This is a genomic window from Gluconobacter sp. DsW_058, from assembly GCF_002153615.1.
GTDB classification, from domain to species: domain Bacteria; phylum Pseudomonadota; class Alphaproteobacteria; order Acetobacterales; family Acetobacteraceae; genus Gluconobacter; species Gluconobacter cerinus.
On the sequence record NZ_JOPH01000023.1, the window covers coordinates 1 to 6114 of the forward strand.

Below are 6114 nucleotides of genomic sequence, written 5' to 3' on the forward strand. Positions count from 1 at the left end.
GGGCGCCCGCCTTTGCTTCCGTCCGAATAGGCCAGAGCCTTCTCCAGATCAGGACGGAACACCTCAAAATCCACTGTCCGGGAAAAGGCCTCCAGCTGATCGCCAAGCCCGATCAACCGGGCAAGCCGCTCTTCAACATCAAAGAAACCAAGCTGTTTCATAGCGCCATTCCCTCAACGAAAACCGAAGAAAGGGAATCACATAGAAAGCCTCAAAACCAGACGGTTCTTCGAACCCTCCATGTGAAGGCTTCTGCGGATCAGCTAGAGGAATATCTAAAAGGACATTGAGTTGATTCTCCTTTCTTGGCACGTTTTCGTAGACTGCTAACTTAAGCGCACCAAGAAAGGCCCGCCGAGTATGACTGCACCCAAGCTCTGGATGTCAAGCACTGTGTCCGGCGGCGTGCGCTGCCTAAATTACCCGCCTCAGGTTCGGGTTCATAACGAGGTCATCGTTGATGGCTGGCAACTTTACGATGCCCAACGGAACTTCATTACCGCCTCAGGCTATCTGAGGGGAGAGCGAAGAGATGGGACGAATAAGATTCTTGAGCTTTCACCGCGTACCATTGCGCTTAACCCGCTTTCATTGCGTAGATTTGACGAGAAAAAATATGTGTGGATTGGCCATATCCACCCCCATTTTGGACATTTCCTACTCTCCTCAACATCGAGAATGTGGATTAAAAGAAAAGAACCAGATAGTGACTTTATATTTGTTGGTACTTGCAATGATGACTTTTTTGAAAAAGATGGACCATTAAAGTATTTTATGGAATCAGTCGGAATAACATCCAGGAATTTTTTAAATATTAAACGCCCATGCGTTTTTTCCGAAATTTCTGTCCCAGACCCAGCATTTATCGAGAGCGGTCTATGCCATCGCGAGTGGGGACGTTTCATGGCTTTTGCCAGCGGAAAGATCTGCGGGTCGCCTGAAAACAAAACATCTTTGAGCCCAGCCTATCTAACGAAGCACCGTCTAACCAGTGGAGTACGCACTCTAATCGGGGAAGATGAGCTATGTTATCGTCTTGAGAAACGGGGTTTTGTCATCGTCTCTCCTGAAAACTTGACATTGGACGAACAGGTGAGGTTCTGGCAAAGGCATCCAACTTATGTATCCTTTAGAGGAAGCGCCCTACATGGTGCAGCATTTACAACAGAAAAGAATATTGTCTCACTTCATTCAAATACAGATGCACAAGAAAGTCAGTATCTAGTCGATAATTCTTGTATGAACCGTGGCATATATATAAACGCTTCTGATTTTATGTCAAATTGTCAACCGCCTTCCGGATTTGGCTCTGCATCCAAATTATCTTCGATAGAAAATTTGGAGGAGGGGATATGTAGGATAGTTGACCATTTACATAGTGACCACAAAAATAGAAAAAAGTCAGGTAGCGTACGACAGATATACACAAAAATGCCGCGGATTCCTTCAGTCGATGCTCTTGGAGTTTTGGTTACGAGTTCCCTCCAAAGCGCGCAACCTTACGAATTAGCAGCAGACGCAGACGACGGCATAATTATTGACCTCCATTTTCCTGTGTTTATTACAGAAATTCGCCTGTTTGTGGCATATTCCAAAGAGCATCCTGAGATAAAGTTTGTCGCCTCGCCAATCATCCAAACCGCCGACGAGGGCTTTATGCAGAACATGTCATCTCGACAGACTGAGGAATCTAGTCGCGAGGACAAGGGAGAGGACAGGTGCTTCAGACTCGCGTTCCCCTGTCCAAGGTTTGGAAGCAGGGTTTCTGTTTCAATTTATAACGGCAGCGCTGTTGATGTTCGAAGCATAGAGGCGTTCGGCGTCGAGGATGAATTTGGCTTGTCAGAGGATCTCGGGCGGTAGGAGTTGAGATCTACCGGAAAATTACTTCCTGCGGTAAAATACATGTTCAATGAAATCGCCAAAAGCCTTAAATCGCGAGCCAAGCGCATCAACCAACGGTTCTTCGATCCCTCCAGCTTTACCTCATGTCCTGCGTTTACCAACTCTCGTGCCCAATAATGGGCGCTGCCACACGCTTCCATCACCACGAGCGCCGGCCGGCTGGCTCGCCATGAATTAAAGGAATTGAGGACGACGCATCTTCTTGCTGAAGAGCAATTCGCCCGTCATCGAAGCTGCATGGATCTGGAAAACGTTTTTTGAGAGGTCAACGCCGATCATCGTATTCTTCATCTGCCGTCCTCTCTTTTTCGTGGCTGTGCACAAGCACCACATTGGCACATCGCGATGCCGTCGGGGGAGGACGGCAACCATCCCATCTCTGTTCGGTTGGGCATGATCAGAGACGAGAAATGATCGACCTGAAACGGCCTCGGCTTTCAGTCGTGCGGCAATGCACGTTGCTGCGACTCAACCGATCGGGCGTCTACTACCGGCCTGTGCCCGAGAGCGAGGTGAAACTCGAACTGATGCTGCTGATCGACGCGCAGTTCCTGGAGACGCCGTGTTATGGATCCCGTCAAATGACCTGGCATCTTCGTCGTCTCGGCTACGATGTCGGCCGCAAGCGGGCTCGCCGGCTCATGGCGCGAATGGGCTTGCGGGCGATCTACCAGAAACCACGCACGACCGTGCCGCATCCGGTGCATCGGAAATATCCCTATCTGCTGAGGGATCTGGTCATCGATCGGCCCAATCAGGTCTGGGGTCCGGATATCACCTATATCCCGATGCACAAGGGCTTCTTCTACCTCGTGGCGATCATGGACTGGTCGACGCGCAAGATACTGTCCTGGCGCCTGTCGAACACGATGGATGCCTAGTTCTGCATTGAGGCGCTGCAGGAAGCCCTGATCCGCTATGACGCGCCGGAGATCTTCAACACGGATCAGGGCTCGCAATTCACGACGCCCCGGTTCCCGGAGGTGCTAAAAGCACGCGAGATCCGCATCAACATGGACGGGCGCGGACGTTGGCTGGACAACGTCTTCATCGAGCGCCTATGGCGATTGCTGAAATACGAATGCGTCTACCTGCATGCTTTTGAGACCGGTTCGAAACTGCGGGCCGGGCTCACTTCATAGATCGCGCATTACAACGGGAAGCGGCCGCATTCGACATTGGCTGGACGAACGCCCGACGAGGCGTATTATGACGCGCCGAACCCAGTGGCCAACAGCAACGCCGTCAGAAGGGCAGCATAACAACGACCGGTTATAGCTTATCAGGCTCGAAAAACTGTCCAAACGGAGGGATCCTCCTCTGTTTTGGATTCAATCTTTTGTCAACATAGTCTAAGCTGTGCTGGCTTAAAAAGGACGTCCAAGTTTAATTTCGACACATATTCTCAGCGGATGTCACTATTTTACAAAATCTTGGAACACACTAAGGTCGCGGGTACATGCTAAACTGCTCTTGAACAAGGTCGCACATTCTTGCTTAATAACAATAAACTGCACATTGGGATCGACGGATTTAACCTCAGCCTAGAAAGAGGCACTGGTGTTGCGACCTATGCCCGAACACTATGTCAGACGTTGTCTAGTATGGGGCATGCGGTTAACGTTATTTACGGGATGCAAATACCAAATCGATCTAATCAGGATTTGCGGGAAGTACGGTTTTTCGATCGCCTCGGCGCCCCTCAAGATGCAAGACCAATAAAATTTCTGTCCAAACGCTGGTTGAGAGAACGCAAGGCGGATCTGATCGCACCATCACCTGTAGAAATACGTATATCAAACCGCATTGATACGCGGTCACTGGCGGCCCACATTCCTTCTTTTGATCGGCTTTTTAACGCCGACAACCTCTTTAATCGCGCCGCACGGCACTTCCGCCAGACTGGAAAATTTACTTCCGTCCGCATGAAGTCGACCCCTGATATCATGCATTGGACCTATCCGATGCCTATTGAGATCGTGGGAGCAAAAAATATCTACACGCTTCATGATATCGTGCCACTTCGGCTTCCACACACGACACTTGATGACAAATCTTATTATTTTCGACTTTTAAGAAAAATAGCTAACCGCGCAGATGGAATCTGTACAGTTTCAGAAGCGTCGCGCCGAGACATCCTCTCATTTTTTCCGGCCACGGCTTCTAGGCTCCATAATACTTATCAGTCGTGTGATACAAATAAACCTGCCTACAAGCGATCAGAAGACGAATGTCGCGTTGAAATCAAAGCCGAGTTTGGATTGGGATCTCAGGAATTTTTCCTATTTTTTGGTTCGCTTGAGCCAAAAAAGAACATCGGGCGTATCATTGAGGCCTTTCTGGCTTCAGGTAGTAGCCGTAAGCTGGTCATCGTGGGTGCAATGGCATGGAAATCAGAAAAAGAACTTAGATATCTTGAACGGGGAATTACTACAGGCAGAATTATCAAGATTGATTATTTGCCAGAACACACTCTGTTCGCCCTATTGCGACATGCGCGTGCGCTTTTATTCCCATCATTGAGCGAGGGATTTGGTCTCCCTGTGCTTGAGGCAATGCTATGCGGGGTCCCAACACTGATTTCCGACGAAGGATCGCTTCCTGAGATCGGAGGAGATGCCGCCCTCAAGACAGAAGCATATAATACCGAAGCCATCGCTGACGGTATCCGGCGACTGGACCATGATGATACCCTTTGCAAGAAATTAATTGCAGCAGGATATCGTCAGTCCGAAAAATTTAACATGATATCCTACCAACAGCGTCTTGCCGCGATGTACGCCGCCATTCTATCTACCACAAGAGAGATATAAATCTTAATGTGCTTTCGTTTAACTTCTCATGCCTGTCAGTGCCGCGATCCCGGGCGGTTTCTGAGTGCTTGCTTGGCTGGCGTTGGACTTCTGGCGCTTAGCGCATGCAATACGCTGCCAGACAGTGGCCCGACAGAGCGCATAGTTCTAAAGGCTGCGCAGACCAAGCAACTTAACCCTCTTGGGTTCCACATACTGCCTGTGAATCCTAAGCTGGCGAGAGTGCTGTCGGCCGAAATTCCTCCATTGATATCCAGTATCGATAATGCTGCAACCATCTCTTCAACCAATGACCGGATTGGTGCGGGCGATATATTAACGATTACAGTTTTCGAGCTGGGCAGCGGTTTATTCGCACCGTCTAGTGGCGCCGCTGGAGCCGCAAGCGCCACTGGCCTCTCTACCGGACCGGCGGCAAATGTGACAAACCAAAACCTGCCGCCTACGCAGGTTGAAGCAGATGGAACCATATCCATACCTTACGTCGGACGACTGCGCGCAGCCGGGTTGACCCCTCAGGCACTTGCCCAAAATATCCGCAACAGCCTTGCCGGCAAGTCCCAGAATCCAGAAGTTATGGTTCGGATTTCAAGCGACATTGCAAACACTGTCATAGTCTCGGGCGAAGTACACAAACCAGGCCGAGTGGTCCTGAGCACGGCCCAGGAGCACTTGTCTGACGTTGTAGCCATTGCCGGCGGCGCCATCTATCCGCCCGAAGATTCGCACGTTGAACTGGTTCGCGGAGAAAAGGTCGGCGCTACGGACCTTGGAACGCTGGAATCGTTCCCTCAGCAAGATATTCACGCGCGCCCCGGAGACAGAATTCACGTTATCTATCAACCCCGTAGCTATACCGTGTTTGGTGCTGCGGGCATGCAGGCCGCCGAAACACCGTTCAAGTCACCCCATGTGTCGTTGGCTGAAGCGTTGGCGCGTGTTGGTGGCCCTAACGACAATCGCGCGGACCCCAACGCTGCCTTTCTATTTCGCTTTGAAGATCCGGTCGCGGCCAAACAGCTTGGGCTAGATACGCCGCCAACAGCAAGAGGCATTCCAGTGGTCTATCAGCTGGATATGATGAACCCAAGCAGCTACTTCCTAGCGCAAAGCATTCCTATGAAAACCAAAGACGTTCTGGTGATCGCCAACGCGAAAACCAACAAGTTCTATAAATTTGATCAGCTAATCAGTACGCTTATCAGCCCGATGATCACAGCGGCCTATCTGGCGCACTGATTACTGCCACGAGGCGCTAAAGCGGTTCCACTTTAATCTGGTTCATACCCTGAGGCTGTAAAGAAACTGTCGCATTTACTGGGGGAGAGGTGGACCCCATTTTTTGGACAGGTGTCTAAGCTATAATCCGACCTGAAAGAGGACGGGTTTTATGGGC

At 50.3% G+C, this 6114-nt stretch carries 3 protein-coding genes and 2 pseudogenes; 4 read left to right on the forward strand and 1 reads right to left on the reverse strand.

All coding sequences use genetic code 11. From position 1 onward, the window contains the following. Positions 1-161: pseudogene (locus HK24_RS13420) on the reverse strand (IS5/IS1182 family transposase); the annotation flags it as partial. Between the two features lie 199 nt (positions 162-360). Between HK24_RS13420 and HK24_RS05705 the strand changes: the two are divergent. From HK24_RS05705 to HK24_RS05725, 4 genes and pseudogenes are all read left to right on the forward strand, one after another. Then, positions 361-1863, forward strand: coding sequence for a glycosyltransferase 61 family protein (locus tag HK24_RS05705; RefSeq protein WP_086633672.1), 1503 nt, complete (start codon positions 361-363; stop codon positions 1861-1863). Between the two features lie 419 nt (positions 1864-2282). After that, a pseudogene (locus tag HK24_RS05715) lies at positions 2283-3167 on the forward strand (IS3 family transposase); the annotation flags it as partial. 231 nt (positions 3168-3398) lie between these two features. Next, positions 3399-4718 carry a glycosyltransferase family 1 protein gene (locus HK24_RS05720; RefSeq protein ID WP_086633673.1) on the forward strand — a complete coding sequence of 440 codons (1320 nt, stop codon included), beginning with the start codon at positions 3399-3401 and terminating at the stop codon, positions 4716-4718. 72 nt (positions 4719-4790) lie between these two features. Next, positions 4791-5957, forward strand: coding sequence for a polysaccharide biosynthesis/export family protein (locus HK24_RS05725; protein ID WP_233126130.1), 1167 nt, complete (start codon positions 4791-4793; stop codon positions 5955-5957). The last annotated feature ends 157 nt before the right edge of the window (positions 5958-6114 follow it).

Excerpts from the sequence above, each read along its gene's own strand:
- HK24_RS05705 (WP_086633672.1), top strand. The coding sequence starts at position 361 with ATGACTGCACCCAAGCTCTGGATGTCAAGCACTGTGTCCGGCGGCGTG.